Source organism: Pseudomonas sp. FBCC-B1667 (assembly GCF_059133255.1).
In genome coordinates this window covers 3,144,080-3,162,225 of record NZ_CP101437.1, presented here as the reverse complement: position 1 = coordinate 3,162,225, position 18,146 = coordinate 3,144,080, and the positions used below count along the sequence as shown (strand labels likewise).

Annotated in this window: 16 protein-coding genes; 8 read left to right on the top strand and 8 right to left on the bottom strand. The window is 58.8% G+C overall.

Annotation, left to right across the window (positions count from 1 at the left end; translation table 11 throughout):
- Positions 1-93: 93 nt before the first annotated feature.
- Entirely contained in the window at positions 94-303 is a 210-nt protein-coding gene (locus NL116_RS14320) for a hypothetical protein (protein ID WP_494377738.1), read from the top strand.
- A 50-nt stretch (positions 304-353) separates the two neighbouring features.
- Here the strand turns inward: NL116_RS14320 and NL116_RS14315 are convergent, their stop codons facing one another.
- The 3 genes from NL116_RS14315 to zapE form a co-directional block, all read right to left on the bottom strand.
- Positions 354-851: a GNAT family N-acetyltransferase gene (locus NL116_RS14315; RefSeq protein WP_494377737.1), complete on the bottom strand. Its 498-nt coding sequence runs from the start codon at positions 849-851 to the stop codon at positions 354-356.
- Positions 852-947: 96 nt separating this feature from the next.
- Complete coding sequence (locus NL116_RS14310; protein WP_494377736.1) at positions 948-1,529, bottom strand: DinB family protein; 582 nt, start codon at positions 1,527-1,529, stop codon at positions 948-950.
- A gap of 15 nt (positions 1,530-1,544) precedes the next feature.
- The gene (gene zapE, locus NL116_RS14305) at positions 1,545-2,663 is read right to left on the bottom strand and encodes a cell division protein ZapE (protein WP_494377735.1); all 1,119 of its coding nucleotides are present in this window, start codon (positions 2,661-2,663) and stop codon (positions 1,545-1,547) included.
- A gap of 310 nt (positions 2,664-2,973) precedes the next feature.
- On the opposite strand from zapE, the gene NL116_RS14300 reads away from it, so the two are divergent.
- Positions 2,974-4,026 (top strand): aldo/keto reductase, encoded by a 1,053-nt coding sequence (locus tag NL116_RS14300; RefSeq protein ID WP_494377734.1) that lies wholly within the window; start codon positions 2,974-2,976, stop codon positions 4,024-4,026.
- Between the two features lie 52 nt (positions 4,027-4,078).
- Here NL116_RS14300 and speB read toward each other — a convergent pair whose 3' ends face one another.
- Both speB and NL116_RS14290 read right to left on the bottom strand, forming a co-directional pair.
- On the bottom strand, positions 4,079-5,038 hold the full coding sequence (speB, locus tag NL116_RS14295) for an agmatinase (RefSeq protein ID WP_494377733.1): 960 nt from the start codon (positions 5,036-5,038) through the stop codon (positions 4,079-4,081).
- Positions 5,039-5,055: 17 nt separating this feature from the next.
- Entirely contained in the window at positions 5,056-6,147 is a 1,092-nt protein-coding gene (locus tag NL116_RS14290) for a polyamine ABC transporter substrate-binding protein (RefSeq protein WP_494377732.1), read from the bottom strand.
- 101 nt (positions 6,148-6,248) lie between these two features.
- Here NL116_RS14290 and NL116_RS14285 point away from each other — a divergent pair, with 101 nt between their 5' ends.
- The 3 genes from NL116_RS14285 to NL116_RS14275 all read left to right on the top strand — a co-directional run bounded on the left by NL116_RS14285 (position 6,249) and on the right by NL116_RS14275 (position 9,266).
- On the top strand, positions 6,249-7,148 hold the full coding sequence (locus tag NL116_RS14285; protein WP_494377731.1) for a LysR family transcriptional regulator: 900 nt from the start codon (positions 6,249-6,251) through the stop codon (positions 7,146-7,148).
- 98 nt (positions 7,149-7,246) lie between these two features.
- On the top strand, positions 7,247-8,722 hold the full coding sequence (locus tag NL116_RS14280; protein WP_494377730.1) for a nucleobase:cation symporter-2 family protein: 1,476 nt from the start codon (positions 7,247-7,249) through the stop codon (positions 8,720-8,722).
- 55 nt (positions 8,723-8,777) lie between these two features.
- Positions 8,778-9,266, top strand: coding sequence for an LEA/WHy family protein (locus NL116_RS14275; protein WP_494377729.1), 489 nt, complete (start codon positions 8,778-8,780; stop codon positions 9,264-9,266).
- A gap of 18 nt (positions 9,267-9,284) precedes the next feature.
- On the opposite strand, the gene NL116_RS14270 is transcribed toward NL116_RS14275, so the two are convergent.
- Positions 9,285-10,208, bottom strand: a complete 924-nt coding sequence (locus tag NL116_RS14270; protein WP_494377728.1) for a carbon-nitrogen hydrolase family protein — start codon at positions 10,206-10,208, stop codon at positions 9,285-9,287.
- Between the two features lie 84 nt (positions 10,209-10,292).
- Here NL116_RS14270 and NL116_RS14265 point away from each other — a divergent pair, with 84 nt between their 5' ends.
- A complete protein-coding gene (locus NL116_RS14265) occupies positions 10,293-11,201 on the top strand; it encodes a LysR family transcriptional regulator (protein ID WP_494377727.1) in 909 nt (302 codons plus the stop codon).
- Between the two features lie 9 nt (positions 11,202-11,210).
- Here NL116_RS14265 and NL116_RS14260 read toward each other — a convergent pair whose 3' ends face one another.
- The gene (locus NL116_RS14260; protein ID WP_109786463.1) at positions 11,211-11,465 is read right to left on the bottom strand and encodes a hypothetical protein; all 255 of its coding nucleotides are present in this window, start codon (positions 11,463-11,465) and stop codon (positions 11,211-11,213) included.
- Between the two features lie 165 nt (positions 11,466-11,630).
- Here NL116_RS14260 and NL116_RS14255 point away from each other — a divergent pair, with 165 nt between their 5' ends.
- Positions 11,631-11,948 carry an ElaB/YgaM/YqjD family protein gene (locus NL116_RS14255; protein WP_494377726.1) on the top strand — a complete coding sequence of 106 codons (318 nt, stop codon included), beginning with the start codon at positions 11,631-11,633 and terminating at the stop codon, positions 11,946-11,948.
- 72 nt (positions 11,949-12,020) lie between these two features.
- On the opposite strand, the gene NL116_RS14250 is transcribed toward NL116_RS14255, so the two are convergent.
- Positions 12,021-13,058 (bottom strand): Ldh family oxidoreductase, encoded by a 1,038-nt coding sequence (locus tag NL116_RS14250; protein WP_494377725.1) that lies wholly within the window; start codon positions 13,056-13,058, stop codon positions 12,021-12,023.
- Between the two features lie 204 nt (positions 13,059-13,262).
- Here NL116_RS14250 and NL116_RS14245 point away from each other — a divergent pair, with 204 nt between their 5' ends.
- Positions 13,263-18,116: a dermonecrotic toxin domain-containing protein gene (locus tag NL116_RS14245; protein ID WP_494377724.1), complete on the top strand. Its 4,854-nt coding sequence runs from the start codon at positions 13,263-13,265 to the stop codon at positions 18,114-18,116.
- The last annotated feature ends 30 nt before the right edge of the window (positions 18,117-18,146 follow it).

Below are 18,146 nucleotides of genomic sequence, written 5' to 3'. Positions count from 1 at the left end.
AAGCGCATTCCCATTTGACCGAATCGGCGGATAATGTCCTTTCGACATTGGTTCACGGACGAAAGGCCCTGCTACCTGTAATGGGAGACACCCATGAAGCGTACTACCTTGATCCTCGCCAGTCTGTTGATGTTCAGTTCAGCCACAGCCTTTGCAGAACGCGGTGGCGAACGCATGCATTACTACTACGAAAAATTGCATCTCGCCCAACAAAAGGCAAATGGCTTCGAGATCAAAAACATCGAACTGCCAGTACCCACCGATCCAACCGCACAAATGACCGAGTCCTATCGACCGAAGTAAATCTCGCCAGCCGGGCGTCCTGAGGGGCGCCCTTTTTCAGGCCCGAGCGGTTAAAGGTTCTTGATCCAGAACAGCATGCGGCCATGGGTCGGGTCGAACATGCCGGCAGCAAAACCGAACTTGCCATAAGACGCCTGAGCGACCGCGTTGCCTTCGAGCACTTCCAGTGTAATTTTGCAGCAACCCCGTTGGCGGGCAATGTCTTCAACTTTTTGCAGCATCCTCTGGCTCAACCCCAAACCGCGAAACTGCGGCACCACCGACACGTCGTGCACGTTGATCAGTGGCCGGCAGGCAAAGGTCGAAAAGCCTTCGAAGCAATTGACCAGCCCGGCAGGTGCGCCGTCGACAAACGCCAACACACTGAACGCGTGGGGACGCTTGGCCAGTTCCCCCGGCAGTTGTTGCAGCCTATCTTCGGGCAACGTATGCCCGCCACCCATCGGGTCCTGGGCATAGGCGTTGAGCACCACACCAATCGCCTCGGCGTGCACCGGGTTGGTGTAACTGGCCTGAAGTACCAGAATGTCTGCGAATTCCGTTTCCATCGTTGCTATCCCGTCGAGTTGTCCCGGCGCGTCACTCGCGCCGCAAAGTCGAAGGACATTAGCCTGACTCACCATCGCCGACAACCTGATCCTGCCTTAAACACCCCAGATCAGCGTCTCGGTCCAACCCAACTCGGCAAAATCCGCCGCCCGTAAACCCGACTCGCCAGAACAAAAAAACTCGTCCAGTTGTGGCGGTGCAACCGAGGTGCCGCTGAGCATCGCGTGCACCTGGCCGCGATGATGAAGCTGGTGTTCGAACAGATGGGACAGCAGGCGCAAACGGCTGTCATGTTGCGGCGTGTCCCGGGCAATGGTCACGATTCGCCCAAGGTCGGCGTCGCGCAACTGTTCGCAGTAGGCGATCAACCGATTGTCGACCAGCGATTGCTCGCGCTTGAGGTTAGCGCCGACGCCGAACGGCTCGTTATCCTTGAAAAAAACGTAGCAGTCGGGATGTGGATCATCACCGCGCAACTCGCGCTCCAGTGCGTCCACGTAAAACCAGTCGCAGGTCAGGATGTGATTAAGCGTTGCGATGAGGCTGGGGAAGAAGCTGACTCGCGGGGCCGCAAGCTCCACCGGAGTCAACAGGCTCCAGGCCTTGGCGAGTCGGTAATTGGCCCAGGCGTTTTGATAAGCCATGGTCAGCAAATGGTGAGACAGGGGCTGATTCATGTTCGCTCCCGACAGTCAGGCTTCAGCAAAGCGTTGCAGTTGCATTTCCTTCAAACGGCTTAACGTGCGACGGAACGGGAATTCCAGATAACCCTCGGTGTATAAGGCCTCCATCGGCACCAGTGCTTCAAGGTACAGCGGGACTTTGCGGTCGTAGCACTCGTCCACCAGCGCGATGAAACGCCGCACGCCATCGTCGTGCACGGACAGTTGCGGCAGCTCGCGGTCTCCTGCAACAACGTGCTCAGCGGCGTCTTCGGTGCCTCGGGCGATGCGTCCTTCGCGTTTTTGCGCGCTGAGGTTCGGCACTTCACTCAACAGAATAGCGCTGTAGGTGTCGCACAGGGCCATGAAGTCCATGGCCGAAAAAGGTTGCTCGCACAGGTCCGCATAACGGCACCACAGCACGCCGGCGCTGGCCTGCAAGACGTTGACGTGACGGTAACCTACGGTCACCGGGTCGCTGGACACGGACTGGCCCACGGTCAACGCCTTGAACACCTCGCCCAGTGCGTCGGGGTGCGCGTCATTGGTCACCCAGTAACGCTGCAATGCAGTGCCCGGATGCAGGCGATGGTCTTCGCCTCCCTCCACCGCGATCACTTGCATGTGCCGCTTGATCGCTTCAATCGCGGGCATGAAGCGGTCGCGATTGAAGCCATCGGCGTAAAGCTGATCCGGCGGCAGGTTGGAAGTGCACACCACCACCACGCCCTGCTCGAACATTACCTGAAACAAGCGTCCGAGAATGATTGCGTCGCCGATGTCATTGACGAACAACTCGTCGAAACACAGGACGCGCACTTCCTCACTCAACTCCCGCGCCAGCGCTTTCAAGGGGTCGACGGTGCCGGTCAGTTGAAACGAACGCTGGTGCACCCAGCCCATGAAGTGATGGAAATGTTGCCGCCGGGCCGGCACGCGCAGGGTTTGATAGAACTGATCCATCAACCAGGTCTTACCCCGCCCGACCGGCCCCCACAGGTAAACGCCAGTCATCGGCGCTCGCCCTTCATGCAAGGCTTCGTGGCATTTTTGCAGCGCCCACACGGCGTGTTCCTGGGCTTCGTCCTGGACGAAGCCCTTGGTTTCAATGGCGTGTTGCCAGGCGCTTAACGGAGAGTCGACATTCATGCGCGGGAGTATACGTCCGAACTGACGCCACCGCCTCAGGGCTGCTACCCGCGAACCCATGCGGCTCCACATTTTCCGGATAGCCATAACCGGCCGGCCCCGCAATGCGTCCTGGGCTTCAGGGGCCGACACGGCGGTAATCTTGGCCAACGTTGGCCGCCGCTTTACTCAATACCACCAGGACCGACGGTCGCCCATTTGGCCTCCGTGGGTAAAGTGCATTGACGCGCATAGATTACACGCATCATATTTAATACATGTTGCTAAACATTTAAATCCAATCCCGGCGTCTTTCTTCAGGAGTCACTCCATGCATTACAAAGTGTTCGGCCGTAAAACCGGCTTGCGGGTTTCGGAACTGGCGTTGGGCGCCGGCAATTTCGGTACGGGTTGGGGCCACGGTGCCGAGCGTGACGAAGCCAAGCGTATTTTTGATGGCTACCTGGAGGCCGGCGGCAACTTCATCGACACCGCCAACGGTTATCAGGCGGGTCAGTCGGAAGCCATGCTTAGCGAATTTATCGTGGCAGAGCGCGATCGCTTGGTCATCGCCAGCAAGTACACCTTGGGGACGACGCCGTCTGCGAGCATTTCCCACACCGGCAACAACCGTAAAAACATGGTTCGCGCCGTAGAAGAAAGCCTGACCCGGCTTAAAACCGATCACCTGGACTTGTTCTGGGCGCACATGAGCGATGGCGTGACACCCATGGAAGAAATCTTGCGCGGCTTCGATGATCTGGTGCGCGCCGGCAAGATCCATTACGCGGGGCTGTCAAACTTCCCGGCGTGGCGCATCGCCCGCGCTGACGTGTTGGCCGAAGTGCGTGGTTTTTCGCCGATTGCAGCGATTCAGGTGGAATACAGCCTGGCGGAACGCACTGCTGAACGTGAACAACTGCCGATGGCAGAAGCCTTGGGCCTGGCCGCGACATTATGGTCGCCATTGGGTGGCGGCTTTCTCACCGGCAAATACCGATCCAGCGATGGCGACAATCGCGCCTCCAAACTCGGCATGTTGATTCATGCGGAAAAAGGCGCCCGGGAAACCGCCATTCTTGACACGCTGCTCGCCGTTGCGGCCGAACTGGAAGCGAGCGCGACGCACGTGGCCATTGCCTGGTTGCGCGCAAAAGCCCAGCGCTCGACCACTGCGCTGATTCCGATTCTGGGCTCGCGCACCCGTGAGCAATTGGATGCGACGCTGGGGGCACTGAACGTGCAATTGAGCGCGGATCAATTGTCGCGACTCGATGGTGTCAGCGATGTGGCCAAAGGTGTGCCGCACGAAACGCTTGCCGGCTCTTTTTCACGGTTTAGCGGTGACCAGGTCCTCGACCTGCCCATCATCCCGGTGGCCTGACAGCAGTCTAATGCGGGAGCGGGCTTGCTCGCTCCCGCATTGGATTGTTGTACTACCGATCGACCTTGTGGCGGGCGGCGTAGAGGCACAGCATTTCCATGGCCAATGTCGCTGCGGCCAATGAGGTAATGTCCGCGTGGTCATAGGCCGGTGCGACTTCCACCACGTCCATGCCCACCAGATTGATCCCGCGTAATCCACCCAGAATTTCCAGTGCCTGAACGGTACTCAAGCCCCCGCAAACCGGAGTCCCGGTACCCGGCGCAAACGCCGGGTCGAGACAATCGATATCAAACGTCAGGTACACCGGGTTATTTCCAACCCTCGCCCGTATCGCCTCGACAATCGCCTCACAGCCTTGGCGATGCACCTGACGCGCGTCCAGCACCTGAAATCCCTGATGATCGTCATTGGTGGTGCGCAAACCGATCTGCACCGACCGCGACGGATCCACCAGCCCTTCTTTGGCCGCGTGCCAGAACATGGTGCCGTGGTCGACCCGCTTGCCGTCCGCGTCTGGCCAGGTATCGCTGTGGGCGTCGAAGTGGATCAGCGACAACGCACCATGTTTACGCGCATGGGCCTTGAGCAGCGGGTAGGTAATGAAGTGGTCACCGCCGAACGTCAGCATCGCACTGCCGCTGTTCAGGATGTGCTCGGCGTGCGCTTCGATGCTTTCTGGCGCCGTGTGCGGCGAACCGTAATCGAAGTCGCAATCGCCGTAATCGATGACGGCTAAGTGATCGAACGGATCAAACGTCCACGGCCAGTGGCGCTCCCAGGCAATCCCGGTGGACGCGGCGCGAATACCCCGTGGTCCGAAACGTGCGCCGGGGCGGTTGCTGGTGGCAGTGTCGAACGGCACCCCGCTGACCGCGACGTCGACCCCGCGCAAGTCGCGGCTGTAGCGGCGGCGCATGAAACTGGTGATGCCGGCGTAGGTGCTTTCGGCAGAAGTGCCATAAAGGCTGTCGCGGGTCATGGCCTGATCGTTTTGCATCGGGACGTCCATGGTGATCTCCTTTTTAATTATTGGCGGCTACGGAATGTGGTCCACAGGCGCGTGCGCAACCGCAAGTCCTTGAGACTCATGCTTTGGTCGGCGTACAGGCGTGCACGCATGTCGGGCAGTGGAAAGATGTCCGGATCGGTGCGCACGGCTTCGTCCACCAGCGGGGTGGCCGCCTGGTTGGCCGTGGCGAAAAACAGCGTGTTGGTCAGCGACGCGACGGATTCGGGGCGCAACATGAACTCGATAAAGGCCCGGGCTTCTTCGGGGTGCGGCGCGTCCTTGGGGATCGCCAGGTTGTCTTGCCAGACCAGCGTGCCTTCCTTGGGAATCCGGTACGCCACCTCAAACGGCTTGTTGGCCTTGCGTGCCTGATCGGCCGCCATGCTCGCATCACCGTTGTAGGTCAGCGCCAGGCACACGCTGCCATTGGCCAGGTCGCTGATCTGCCGGCCGGTGGCGACGTACAGCACATTTGGCTGTAAAGCATGCAACAACGCCTCGGCAGCTGTCAGATCAGCTTTGTCAGTGCTGTAGGGATCTTTACCCAGATAGTGCAGTGCCAAGCCAATGACTTCCTGTGGCGAATCGAGAATCGCGATGCCACAGTCTTTCAGCTTGCTGGCGTATTCCGGTTTGAACAGCAGGTCAAGGCTATTGAGCGGCACATTCGGCAGGCGTTTTTGCACCGCTTCGACGTTCATTCCCAAACCCAGCGTGCCCCAGGTGTAGGGCACGCCATAGCGATTACCGGGATCGACGGCGGCCAGTTTTTCCAGCAGGTCTGGGTCGAGGTTGGCGTAACCCTTGAGCCCTTCGTGGTTAATTTCCTTCAGCGCACCCGCCGCCAGACCACGGGCCAACACGCTTGAGGAAGGCACCACCACGTCATACCCACTGCCGCCGGTGAGCAGTTTGGTTTCCAGTACTTCCGAAGAATCGAACGTGTCGTAGCGCACGTGAATTCCGGTTTCCTTTTCGAACGCCTGCAAGGTTTCGGGCGCCACGTAATCGGCCCAACTGTAGAGGTTGACGGTCTTTTCCTGCGCCTGGGCCGACACGGCCATGGCGAGCAACAGCGCGGGAAAACACAGCTTGAACACGGGAGCCATGACGAACACCTGACCAGAGGAAGTGGTTGAAGGTTGCGCGCTCGGTTACATTGGCGAAATATCAAGTTTGTTAACCTGACTTTATGGCGGAGTAATGTTTGATGCTTGGGCAACTTCACGATCTCGACCTGCAACTGCTGCGCCTGTTTGTCCGCGTCGTCGAGTGCGGCGGCTTCAGCGCAGCCCAGGGTGAGTTGGGCCTGAGCCAATCAAGCATTAGCCAGCAAATGGCTAAACTTGAAACACGGCTGGGGTATCGCTTGTGCAGTCGCGGCAAGGGTGGATTCAAGATCACGCCCAAGGGCGAGCAGCTGTTGACCGCGACGCGCGGACTGTTTGAGTCCATCGAAACGTTTCGCCATCAGTCCAACGGTGTGGCCGGCAGATTGATCGGCGAAGTACGTCTGGGCTTGTCCGAAGCCCTTGATCAATCGGTGCTGCAACAGGTGGCGGACGCGATCCGGCGCTTTCGCGAACGGGACGAATCGGTGCGCATCGAACTCATCAGTGCCATGCCCGGGGAAATGGAACGCTTGCTGCTGCAGCAACGGCTGGACCTGGCCATCGGCTATTTCTCCCAAGTGCAAAGCGCGTTTGACTATCACGAACTGTTCACCGAAACCCAGCACCTGTACTGCGCACCTGGTCATCCATTGTTCACCGATGACGCGCCGGACGATGACGCGCTGCAAGCTTGCGACCGGGTCGACCACCCTTACCGCTTCTTGCGCAGTGACGAGCCGTTTCAGGGCACATTATGCTCGGCGCGCTCGGAACAGGTCGAAGGCACCCTCGCCTTCATTCTGTCCGGCAAACATGTCGGCTATTTGCCCAACCACTTTGCCCGCAGTTGGGAAGACAAAGGGTTGTTGCGCGCCGTGCGCGAAGGCGAGATGAGTTTTGAAGTGGCGTTCCATCTGGCGCGGCATCGCGCTCAGGTGCCGGGGGATGCGCAGAAGGCGTTTGAGCAAGATTTGCTGGCCGCGTTCAGCGAAACCTGACCTTTCAGGCAGTTTTGTTTCGTTGCCCTCGCTGCCCACTGCTGGCATCCTGCGCCTCCATTTTCTGAACCGGCCCGCCGTTTGGCACGCTACCCACCATGACCGCCTCTGAAAAAGCCCCCGCTTTGCGCAACAACGACTTGATTTACGGCCTCGACGACCGTCCGCACCTGACCGCCACCGTCTTCGCCGCCTTGCAGCATGTGCTGGCGAGTTTTGTCGGCATCATCACGCCGACCCTGATCATGGGCGGCGCCCTCGGTCTGCAAAGCGAAATACCCTACCTGATCAGCATGGCGCTGTTCGTTTCCGGCCTGGGCACCTTTGTTCAAGCCCGACGGTTCGGCCCGGTCGGCTCTGGTTTGCTGTGTCTGCAAGGCACCAGTTTTTCGTTCATCAGTGTGATTCTCAGTGCCGGGTTCATGGTCAAGGCACGGGGTGGTGGCACCGATGAAATCCTCTCGACGATCTTTGGCGTTTGCTTTTTTGCGGCGTTCATTGAAGTCGCACTGAGCCAGTTCATCGGCAAATTGCGGAGGCTGATCACACCGGTGGTGACTGGCACGATCATTACATTGATGGGCCTGTCGTTGGTCAAAGTGGCCATGACAGACATTGCCGGTGGCTTCGGTGCGGCGGATCTCGGTTCGACCCGTCATTTGGCGCTGGCAGCCCTGGTGCTCGGCACCATTGTGCTGCTGAACCGGGTCGACGTGCCGTTTCTGCGCCTCGGCGCTATCGTCATCGGTCTGACCTTGGGTTATGTCGTCGCCTGGCTGATGGGCGACGTCAATTTCGCCAGCCTGCCGGACGTACCGCTGATGAGTGTGCCGGTGCCGTTCAAGTACGGCTTCAACTTCGATTGGGTCGCGTTTGTGCCGATTGCGGTGATTTTCCTCGTGTCGCCGCTGGAAGCCGCCGGTGACCTGACCGCCAATTCGATGATTTCCCGGCAACCGGTCAAAGGCCCGATCTACATTCGCCGGATCAAATCGGGCCTGCTTGCCGACGGCCTCAACTCCGCCTTGGCCGCCGTGTTCAACAGCATGCCGATGGTCACGTTCGCGCAGAACAACGGCGTGATCCAGCTCACTGGCGTGGCCAGTCGTTACGTGGCGTTCTTCATCGCCGGGTTGCTGGTGCTATTGGGGTTGTTCCCAATGATCGGCGCGGTGCTGCAACTGATGCCCAAACCGGTGCTCGGCGGCGCCGAACTGGTGATGTTCGGCACCGTGGCGGTGGCCGGGATCAAGATCCTCGCCGAAGCCGGCCTGCATCGACGCAACATGCTGATCGTGTCGATTTCCCTGGGCCTGGGTCTGGGCGTCGCGGCGGTGCCTGAGGTATTGCGCGAGTTGCCGCTGGCGTTGCACAACATTTTTGAATCGCCAATTACCGTCGGGGCGTTGTGCGCTATCGTGCTGAACATCTTCCTGCCCGAGGAGTTCATGGCGCTGGAGGAAGACGATTTCGATCCGGAAGCCTCGATCCTGAAGGTCATGGAAAACCCCGATGTGCCAGCCAACGCTGAACCCGCAATGCCTGAGGCTGTCGCACAATTGAACCGCCCGTGAGGCTCAACGGCTGAGCCGTGAGCGGTTCAGCCCTTTTCTTTTTGAGAGCCTTTTCATGCGTAGCGTCCACGCCGTCCTGCTTTCTCTGCTTTTACTGTCGTTGAGCGCCTGCGCCCTGTTCCCGAATCGTGATCCGTTGAACATCAATGTGGTCGGCATCGAACCGCTGCAAAGCCAGGGCATGGAAATTCGTTTTGCGGTGAAAATCCGTGTGCAGAACCCTAATGAAAGCCCCATCGACTACAACGGTGTGGCGCTGGACCTGGAGGTCAACGGACAGCCGCTGGCTTCAGGGGTGAGCGATCAGTCGGGTTCGATTGCGCGCTTCTCTGAAACAGTGCTGACGGTGCCGGTCAGCGTTTCGGCGTTTTCGGTATTGCGTCAGACCCTCGGACTGAGCCAGACGCAATCGCTGAATAACCTGCCTTACGTGTTGCGCGGCAAACTGGCGGGCGGATTGTTTGGCACGATGCGGTTCACGGATACCGGCAAACTCAGCCTGCCGGGCGCGATCGCAGTCCCTCGCCAAACCCCGCAATCATGATCACCACAAATCCATTTGTTATGCGGTGAAGCGGACGCCGGGTTTGGGTCGTTCATCGACGCTGAGCTCAAACACATCCGGCCGCGCATAGTGCCCGACCACGTCGTAGTCATAGCGCGCCCGAATCAGATCGTCCGTGTCGATTTCCGCTGTGAGCAGCCCTGGGCCGTCGCGCAACGGCCCGGCCAGAATGTCGCCCATCGGCCCGACAATCACACTCCCCCCTGCAATCAGCGGCCGATCCGCCGGCCAGTTGGCAATCTCCACGCCCAAGGCGTGCGGTGAGTCCTGGACCTGACAGGCGCTGACCACAAAGCAGCGTCCTTCATGGGCGATGTGACGCATGCTGACTTGCCACATTTCGCGCTCGTCCACCGTCGGCGCGCACCAGACCTCAATGCCTTTGGCGTACATCGCGGTACGCAGCAGCGGCATCATGTTTTCCCAGCAAATCACCGCGCCGACTCGGCCGACCTGGCTGTCGATCACCGGTAACGTCGAACCATCACCCTTGCCCCAGATCAGCCGTTCGGTGCCCGTGGGCATCAGCTTGCGGTGTTTGGCGATCAGTCCGGCCTGCGGGTCGAAATACAGTGCCGTGCAATGCAGCGTACTGCCCGCGCGTTCGATCACACCAATCACCAGGTTGGCACCGGTACGTGCCGACAACCCGGCCAGGGCTTCAGTCTCGGCGCCGGGTACATCGATGGCGTTGGCGAAATACCGGGCGAATGCTTCTCGCCCCTCCGGCAGGCGATAACCCAGTTGCGTGCCAAACCCCTCGCCTTTGGGGTAACCGCCGAGCAAGGCTTCAGGCATCACCACCAATTGGGCTCCGGACTCGGCAATGGCGTTTTCCCAGGCAAGAATCTGCTCCAGCGTATCGGCCTTGCCGCCGGGCAAGGCACCGATTTGCAGCGCGGCAACGATTGACTTGGGCATCGCAGTGACTCCATTGGCATCAGGTATTGCTCATTCTCCGGCGCCACGGGATCATGAATAAAGCCCGATTCGCTGCTGAATGATATGAACACCATGAATATCGCCAATGTCGACCTCAACCTGCTCAAAGTCTTCGAAGCGCTGCATGAAGAGTCCAGCGCCAGCCGTGCGGCCCTGCGCCTGGGCGTGACGCAATCGGCGGTCAGTGCCGCGTTGCGCAGGCTGCGCGAGGTGTACGGCGATCAGTTGTTCGTGCGCACCGGTCGTGGCCTGGCACCGACGCTGAAGGCCAATCAATTGAAACCGGTGGTCAGCGATGCCCTGAACAAATGCCGCCAGAGCCTGGCGATGGTCGATCCGGCGGCCCATCAATACGAAGGCCGCTCAGTGTCGGTGGGGATGTCGGATGATTTCGAGATCGCCTACGGCCGACGATTGATCGAAGAAATTGCCCGGCTTGCGCCGAAGTTGCGGCTGATCTTCCGGCAAACTCACAGCCAGATCGTCGCCCACGCCTTGATGGACCGCAGCATTGATCTGGCGATCACCGCCGGCGGTTTAGCCGAGCGCTTGCTCAGCCGTCAGGTGTTGGGAGAAGGCGGATACCTCTGTCTGGCCGATCGCGCCAGCCTGGCCCCAGAACAGCAAACCCTCAGCCTTGAAGCGTTCGTCGCCCGCGAACACATCCTGGTGTCGTCCGGCGGATTTATCGGCATCACCGATGAAGGACTGGCGGCGCTGGGGCTGAGTCGTCGGGTGTGCGCGTCGACCACCCATTTTGCCGCGCTGCCCCATTTGCTCAAGGGCAGCCAGGCAGTGGCGACCATTCCAGCGCATGCCGCCGAGAGCATTGCGGCGCTCAGTGGACTGGCGCTGCTGCCCTGCCCTTTGGCCTTACCGCGTTACCCGATCGAATTGGGCTGGCGTACCAGCACGCAACTCGACCCGGTGGTGTTGAAAGTGCGCGAAGCGATTGTCGCCTGTTTCGCTTGAAGTCCGGCCTTACTTGTTGGCAGCCATGAGGCGATTGACTTCACTGCGCACCATGTTGGCGTATTCTGGCGGCGACATCGCGTCGAGTTCGGCACGGACCCATTCAGCCCACTTGCCTTTACGCTTGGCGCGCTCCCCGAACAACCGCGCGGCCTCACCCTTGGATTTACCCAGATTGCTTTGCCAGAGGTCGAACAGACGGGATTTTTCATCTTCCAGCGCCGCACGCTCGGCGAGGGGTTTGTCGGCCAGATTGAAGCTCATGGAAATTTCCTGCTGCGTAAAATAGGCGACATCTTACACTGCAGGACGAAATGTCTGACTCAGGAATTTTCTATCCGGCAAGGTCGACGGGAAAATTCACTGCAACTTTTTCACCTGCGCGTGACTCCATTGTTCACTGCCTACTTACCTGCAAGGAGTACCTCAATGGCTCGGAAAACCGCTGCACAAGTCGCCGAAGACCAAATCAAGGATCAGGCCTTCAGCGAGCTGACCACGCTGATCGAAGAGTCGGAAAAACTGCTGAACAGCAGCGCCGCTCTGGTCGGCGAGGAAGCAGAGACACTGCGCGAGCAAATCGCCCTGAAACTCCAGCAGGCTCGGGATTCGGTCAGCAACGTGCGCGACCGCACGAGGCCCGCCGTCGAAGCCACCGAAACCTATATCGGCGGTCATCCGTGGCAAACCGTGGCCATCTCTGCCGGTTTTGGTCTGGTGGTCGGGTTGCTGCTGGGTCGTCGTTAAGCCTCCACGCTGCCCACAGCAAAAAGGCGAGCCATTGGCTCGCCTTTTTCATGCCGGCTACAAAATTGCTGATTACTGTGCGAGTGCCCGCAAATTCGCCAGCGTCTCGACGTCGAGCGTAATGCCTTGAGTGGCGGACTTGGCCCGCTGCGAATGGCGCCGATCACCCGGCAAGCGCTTGAGCCCAACGCCATGCATCTGCCGCACCAGTTCCTGGCTGCGCTCTGCAAAGTTTTGCCCGGCGGTTTTGCTCGGGTCGATCACAATCAGCAGTTGCCCGGTCCATGGGGTTTTGGCCCCAGGATGGTTCGACCAATCGAACTCGAAGGAAAAATTCCCGCCGGTCAGCGCTGCCGCCAACAGCTCCACCATCATCGACAAGGCGGAACCCTTGTGCCCGCCAAAAGGCAGCAGTGCGCCGCCTTCAAGAATCGCTTTCGGATCCTGCGTCGGCTGCCCGAGGCTGTCCACGCCCATGCCTGCCGGCAAGCGCTCGCCCTTGCGGGCCGCGATCTGCACATCGCCATGGGCAATGGCGCTGGTGGCCAGGTCAAAGACAATCGGATCGCCATCCGCGCGCGGGGCAGCAAATGCGATCGGGTTGGTGCCGAACAGTGGACGGTCGGCGCCGTGTGGCACCACGCAGGTCATGCTGTTGACCACGCTCAGTGCCACCAGCCCTTCGTAGGCAAAGGGTTCGACGTCCGGCCACAAAGCCGCGAAGTGGTGAGAATTGCGAATCGCCAGCACCGCGATGCCTGCGCTGCGCGCCTTCTCCACCAACAGGGCGCGTGCCGCTGCCAAGGCCGGCTGGGCGAAGCCATTGCCGGCATCGACCCGGACGAATCCCGAGGCCACGTCTTCAACCACCGGCACAGCCTGACCATTGACCCAGCCACTGTTCAATGTCGAGACATAACCGGGAATGCGGAACACACCGTGACTGTGAGAACCGTCACGCTCGGCGCCGGCGCAATTGAGAGCCAGGGTCCTGGCGACGTTGGCAGAGGTGCCATGACGTAAAAAAATCTGTTCGAGCAATTGAACGAGCGCGTCGAAATCGAGCGTTTGGGTGTTCGAACTGACGGCCATTTCGGGCGATGCGGTCATCTGAAGCTCCAGTTTTATTATTGAGTACGGGCAACAGGGTGAAACAAGGTTACAGGGCAACCCAAAAGCGTCGCCGATTAAGCGCTGTTCTACCGGCATCCTGTCAAGCCTGAGCCACACGATTGGCTCAAGCAATATGTACCGCACGCAAGCTTTTCAATGACCGTACCGTTTTTCCTCCCCCCACTACATCGAGGAAAAGCCATGACTGATCCACTGGTCCCCTATTTTTTCGACGAGGCAGAACACGCCTCCACGGCGCGGCAGCCCGGTGACCGCGAAAAAGCACTGAACTTCACCCTCGCCGACCTGAAATGGTTGAAGAACGTGTATTTGGCGACCGATATCGCCCGTACCGCCCAAAAAGACCCCATGTACGTTTACCTGCTGTCACTGAACAGGCCGGGCACACCGGATATTCCATTGGCCGGCACGTTTGCCATGAGCCGGCCGGAGGACGGCGAGGTCACGCTATACACACCGTGGAAAGGCTTGATCAAGTTTGCGGACATGGACGAGCTCAAAAGCAAACTCAAGGAGTGGCTGGCGTCGGACACTGACAAACAGGAGCTGTTTCGCTTTATCTCTATCGAACAACGCTGCGCGCTGTCCGTCAACGCGACACCCGACATTTCCACGGCAGAAATCGCCGGCGCCGTGTTTCAGGATCAGCAGATCAGGCTTGAGCAGTGTCAGGCACTGAACATCAACGCGATGATGGGCGAACTGCTTAAAACACCGACCTTGCAATCAATGCTGGATGACACGCTGAAACATGCATTGCACAAGCCGTTTCCCGGTTTGGACCAGCGTCTGACTCGACTGAAGTGTTTTGTCAGGACAGCGTCCCCCTTCAACGAAGGTGAAGACCATCACACGATTGCCGAGCGCTCACTCAGTGATGCCCTCCTCCACTTCTACCTGACCAACCAGTGGCCTGCGGGCGACTCCAGGGTCTTTGCCCATCCAGGGCACGGCGTGAGCAGCGGTGCCGATAATCTTGCTTGGGAAAGTGCGGTAAAAGAGATCGCCCAAAGCTTCACACCGCACTTGCACAGCCAGCTCGACGTGTTCTGGAACACGGCCATGAGCAGTGGACTGTCACGCCGAGCGTTTTTCAGCGAGGGCTTGCGCGATTCGTTCCACCTCAAGCTCCTGCTCCAGCGCCAGGAGGGCACGTTAACGACGCAGGAATACCTGCAACTGATGAATGTCAGCCGCGGCCCTACGGACGCTGCGCTGCGCGTCGAAAAAATACGGGTCACTGCTCCCTTCAAGCACTACGTGGAGCTGGCCTCGGCCTTGATGATTGGCGGCACCGATACATTGGGATTTTTGTACACCCCGTCTCGCGGCATCGAAGCCACCGACACGTTGTCCGCGATCAAGAAAATCGTGCTGCAAATGCTCAAAAGCGAGGGGCATGAAGACACGTTGCTCAACGTTATGTCGCTGGATGAACGCAGCACCTTTCTGGGGTTGCCGCCTGAGCAGTGCTTGATTGAAGGACACCCCGTCACCGAGCCGGTATTTGAAGAAGTCATCGCCAGCATCCTCGGCAAGCAGCGGGACAACCTCAGTCATGCGTTGAGCCGTTACCGTGAAAGCGATGGCACGCTGTCCCCTCATGCCTTGATTGATAATGCGTTGGATGTCCGTGGCCTGTTCGACGACCGGCTACTGGCCTGCGATGCCGCCGGCCGCTGGAGTACACGGGTTGATCAACGCTGGAGTTCGCGACCGGTCACCGTGCGAGCCGAGTCAGCAAAGGAAGGTCTGGTGCGCCTTGAGTCGGTAGAACAGGCACTCGATCAACTGCTGGACAAGCACCCGGCTATTCCCCCAGGCCTGCGGACCCTTGCGCAGGCACAAAACCTGGTCAGTTCATCGGTGGCGAACCTGCAATCGAGTTTCGCACATACCCTGGCAACGGCATTACGCACAGAACTGAAGTTGCGCACGGTCACACGGACTCTCGGTTCGACGGAACAGGCCATCATCAAAACCGTGCTCGACAGCCCGATTCACTTGCAACGAGCCGCGCTTAACGGCTTTTTGCCGGAGGTATTTTCCCTGGCGCTGCAGCCAGGCGACCTTACCGCCCCGTTAAAACTGGCAAGCTGTTTTGTATTGACTGAACGAGGCGGACTGGACCCGAAACATTCGGGCAAGTCAGTCTTGTGGACGCCGGCGTCGGGATTTGAGGCCTTTGAGTCACTGTCACGATTACGCACCGCGCTTGATCATCGTCTGAAGGACCGCACGCTGCGGTTAACACTCCTGGAGAACCTCGGTCGTGGCGAGCGATTACCCGGCAAAAGTTACACGCTGGCACCGCTGCAACGGACCCACGGGCATTTTCTCGATCACCTTCAAAAGCCCTATGTCCATCTCGACCAGACGTGCCTCTCTCGCGCATTGGACACGGCGCTCCCCACCTCGACATTGACGGACCTGCTGAACCTGGTGGCGCTACGGCAACCGCTGACAGGATTACGCCGTGCGACGGATATTGCCCTGTCCCTGACGACTCAACAAAAACTTCCAACAGGGTTGGCCAACGCCTCGATTAAAGACCTGGTGCTGCACGGAGAACTGCTTCAGCAATACCTCGATAACGTCAAAAACGACGAGGATTACCTGACGGGCCTGCGGTCAGTGCAGCGCACGGCTCACGCCGAACTGGTACAACAACTCAAGGCAGACACCTTCGACATCGACCCGGACAAGGTTCAGATCCAGCTCAGCGCGCGGCCGACTTCACCCCCCAGTGTGCAAACCCTCACCGAATTTTCATTGACGCATTTCAAGGAACTGGACCAGGCCCGATTCAAACTGCAATCGCTTGATAGCAGCGTGATTCCCGAACTAATGGACGAACGCTACATCAAGGACCTGGTACGAAACCTGAAAACGGCGGAGCAACAGCAAAAAATACTGAGTGGGGCTCTTGCCGACACCCCGGCCAATACGAATCGCAGACAACGGTTTTACCGCCAACTGCCCTGGCAACTGTTGCATTACGCCCACACAGAAAAATTGCAAGAACGCCTGAGCGAAACCGGGTTTGATCTGATCAAGCAAATCATGGACATGCCCGACGCCATCGCCCGCGCGGCAGTCGACGGTGCCCACGCAATCATTCGCCCGCTCGAGTTCCTGGGGATCAACCCGGCACAGGCCATCACCGTTGCGGGGGTCTATCTGATCGGTTCGGCGACCGACAACGCAGCACCCCAAATCCTTGTTGCGCCACACAGCCCTGGACACGGAATCAAGGAATATGAAAACGAAGCGCAACTGCTGACAGAGTTGAAAGCACGAGGCCCCTTGTTCGACTGGATACTGACAAACCTGCCGGAGCCCGACCGGACACGGCTGGAAAACCGGATGTCGATCACGCCAAACCGAGCCACACGAGCAACATCAGCGTTTTCCGGGAATCACGCCAGCGAGGTCACACTGGCGTCCAATGCGATCAAGGGGCACCTGTTCAGCCTGTTGTTCAATGACAACATGGCGCTGTTGGGCAGATTGCTCGGTTGTCAGTCCGACGACAAAAAAGCCACGGAATGGACGACCATCAAACACGTGCTGGGTGAAGACCTGCAGCAGGCCTTCTCTTATTTCATGGGAAAACTCACTTACCCCCTTACGGTTTGGCGCAGTTACCGCAACTTCAAGCAATCCGCTGAAGACCTGCAGACGCACAACTGGGGACCAGCGATAAGCGCATTCATTAGCGGCATTGCTCAATTGGCGACGCTACGGCAATCGCTGGGGAATCAGACTTCAGTCCCTTCAACGCCCCAGGCGTCTGCATCGGCGGCGTCCGCCCGCCGGTTCAATTGGCATGATGTCGACATCACTGCTGCCGAACGTACGCAGGTCAGCCGGCATGAGGGCATCGATGTCGACCTGGGTTCACTGACACCAGACTCGTCGCTTGGGCTCTATACCCACCCAACAACCCGCAAACAGTACGCTCCCGTTGAAGGAAAGGTGTATCCGGTCGCCAAGCGTGGCACACGATGGCGCATCGCCGGCACCCAAGTCCGTGGCCCTGTACTGCGCCAAAACATAGCGAAACAATGGGTCCTGGATCGGGAAACGTCCCTGCCTCACTTCAGCCTTCTCGATCGACTGGATACCACCATGGCGGTGTGGGGAGGCATGAACGTCGACGCCCGTGGAATGCCGCAAATCCGCAAACTGTTTCCATTCAGGGCGCGTCAGATTGACGAGGCACTGGACCAGGCAACCACTTATGCCTGGAACTGCTTTCGGAATGTGCAACTGCTGAAGAATGCTGACGACACCGCAACTCCGATTCATCAACTGGTCGCAGACTTTATCGGCGTACCGCACGTATTGCCGGCGTACGTGGAACAGCTTGAGCAAGCCATCCAGGGGGTTTTTTCAGCCTTGCTCGACCCCACTCTGAGAAAGCCCGATTCCTCTCGTTTTGTCGTCGGCAGAGTGATCGAAGGCGCGGAACATACGTTCGCCTTCATCGTTCCGAATGACGCGAAACAAAAGATTCACCTGGCCGATAAATTCTTCAGTCCCGGCTTTGAGCACTACCGCCAGCACCTGCGTGACACGCATTTCCCTATCGGCGCCCATAGCCGCGCGATGACGATTATTCATGAGTTGGCACACCTCGCCTGCAAAGCCGAAGACATTAGCTACCTCGATGCCAGCCGCCCGTTCGCTGATCTGATTGAGTCGTCAGACTCGATTGGCCACTTGCTCAAAACAGGGTTGACCGAGCTTCAAAGCACCGCTCTTTCAGCCAAGACGCCCTATACCCAACTGTTCATGATTCTGGACCCTGATACCGGCGAGTGGGAGGAACTGGGTAATACGACGCTTGAAGATACTTCGAAACTCAAGGATTTTGTCTTGACGTTGACCGGTGCAGAAAATCTGAGCGGAGCCCGGCACACGTTCAAGAAAGATCCCCTGATCAGGCTCAAAGTACAACTGAGTAACGCCGACAGCGTTGCCTGGTTGATCGGTCATCTGGGACGACAACTCCACGTCAGTACGCCCTGACCTGAAAAAAAGCGAGGATTTGATGGTTAA

Bases quoted from the DNA above. Each gene is read 5' to 3' on its own strand.
- NL116_RS14320 (WP_494377738.1), top strand. From the start codon at position 94: ATGAAGCGTACTACCTTGATCCTCGCCAGTCTGTTGATGTTCAGTTCA.
- NL116_RS14315 (WP_494377737.1), bottom strand. From the start codon at position 851: ATGGAAACGGAATTCGCAGACATTCTGGTACTTCAGGCCAGTTACACC.
- NL116_RS14310 (WP_494377736.1), bottom strand. From the start codon at position 1,529: ATGAATCAGCCCCTGTCTCACCATTTGCTGACCATGGCTTATCAAAAC.
- zapE (WP_494377735.1), bottom strand. From the start codon at position 2,663: ATGAATGTCGACTCTCCGTTAAGCGCCTGGCAACACGCCATTGAAACC.
- NL116_RS14300 (WP_494377734.1), top strand. From the start codon at position 2,974: ATGCATTACAAAGTGTTCGGCCGTAAAACCGGCTTGCGGGTTTCGGAA.
- speB (WP_494377733.1), bottom strand. From the start codon at position 5,038: ATGGACGTCCCGATGCAAAACGATCAGGCCATGACCCGCGACAGCCTT.
- NL116_RS14290 (WP_494377732.1), bottom strand. From the start codon at position 6,147: ATGGCTCCCGTGTTCAAGCTGTGTTTTCCCGCGCTGTTGCTCGCCATG.
- NL116_RS14285 (WP_494377731.1), top strand. From the start codon at position 6,249: ATGCTTGGGCAACTTCACGATCTCGACCTGCAACTGCTGCGCCTGTTT.
- NL116_RS14280 (WP_494377730.1), top strand. From the start codon at position 7,247: ATGACCGCCTCTGAAAAAGCCCCCGCTTTGCGCAACAACGACTTGATT.
- NL116_RS14275 (WP_494377729.1), top strand. From the start codon at position 8,778: ATGCGTAGCGTCCACGCCGTCCTGCTTTCTCTGCTTTTACTGTCGTTG.
- NL116_RS14270 (WP_494377728.1), bottom strand. From the start codon at position 10,208: ATGCCCAAGTCAATCGTTGCCGCGCTGCAAATCGGTGCCTTGCCCGGC.
- NL116_RS14265 (WP_494377727.1), top strand. From the start codon at position 10,293: ATGAACACCATGAATATCGCCAATGTCGACCTCAACCTGCTCAAAGTC.
- NL116_RS14260 (WP_109786463.1), bottom strand. From the start codon at position 11,465: ATGAGCTTCAATCTGGCCGACAAACCCCTCGCCGAGCGTGCGGCGCTG.
- NL116_RS14255 (WP_494377726.1), top strand. From the start codon at position 11,631: ATGGCTCGGAAAACCGCTGCACAAGTCGCCGAAGACCAAATCAAGGAT.
- NL116_RS14250 (WP_494377725.1), bottom strand. From the start codon at position 13,058: ATGACCGCATCGCCCGAAATGGCCGTCAGTTCGAACACCCAAACGCTC.
- NL116_RS14245 (WP_494377724.1), top strand. From the start codon at position 13,263: ATGACTGATCCACTGGTCCCCTATTTTTTCGACGAGGCAGAACACGCC.